Below are 914 nucleotides of genomic sequence, written 5' to 3' on the forward strand. Positions count from 1 at the left end.
TTATTGCCCGACTTATTTACAACAAGCCCTCCAGAGACAGGTGTTTGCGCAAAGTATTTGCTATCCAATAAAAACTGTTCTTTAGCAGCTTCATGTCCGGCGGCCAATAAAGGTTCTGGGTTGATCAGGTTTGCATAAAGATTTAAGGTGTATTCCTCGCCATTTGCACTGGTAATCTTAGGCAAGGCCAAGGTTACAGTTCTAGATTGTCTGGCGTTTAATCCTTTTACCTTAAAATCGCCTTCTTGCTGCTTTACGCCGTTCTTGAACAATTGCCATTTAAAATCGTAATTATCCAAGTTACTGAAGCCGAACCGGTTGTTTATCTTAACTTGGTTTTTAGCTTGATCAAAATCAGTAAAAATAATATTCTGATATACTTTTTTAACCTCATATAAACCTGGGTGCGGAGTCCTATCGGCAGATACCAAACCGTTTGCGCAAAAGTTTTCGTCGTTTTGAAGGTTTAACCCCCCTAAATCTCCGCCGTAGGCAAAAAACGTTTTCCCGCTAGATTGCGAAGTTGCCTTTAGCCCTTGATCTACCCAATCCCAGATAAAGCCGCCTTGCATTTTCTTGCTGGTATTGATGATGTCCCAATATTCTTGGAAGTTCCCGCTGCTGTTTCCCATGGCATGGGCATATTCGCACATGATATAAGGGCGTTTTTCGGTTGGGTCTGCGGCATAGGCCTTCATCTTTTCTATCCGAGGGTACATCGGGCAAACTATATCGGTGTTCCAATCTTCCCCTGCTTGTTCAAATTGTACGGGGCGAGTCTTGTCCTCATTTTTTATCCATTTGTAAGCATCGTGGAAAACAGGCCCGTTCCCGCACTCGTTCCCTAAGCTCCAGATGATGATAGATGCGTGGTTTCTATCTCTTTTTACCATGCGATGTATCCTATCTGATAT

General features: G+C 43.0%; 1 protein-coding gene. It reads right to left on the bottom strand.

Annotation, left to right across the window (positions count from 1 at the left end):
* A partial coding sequence (locus tag I5M32_RS16555) for a glycoside hydrolase family 2 TIM barrel-domain containing protein (RefSeq protein WP_234462000.1) occupies positions 1-893 on the bottom strand: 893 nt, incomplete at its 3' end.
* Positions 894-914: the final 21 nt, after the last annotated feature.

The sequence above is a fragment of the Pedobacter segetis genome (genome assembly GCF_016623585.1).
GTDB lineage: Bacteria > Bacteroidota > Bacteroidia > Sphingobacteriales > Sphingobacteriaceae > Pseudopedobacter > Pseudopedobacter segetis.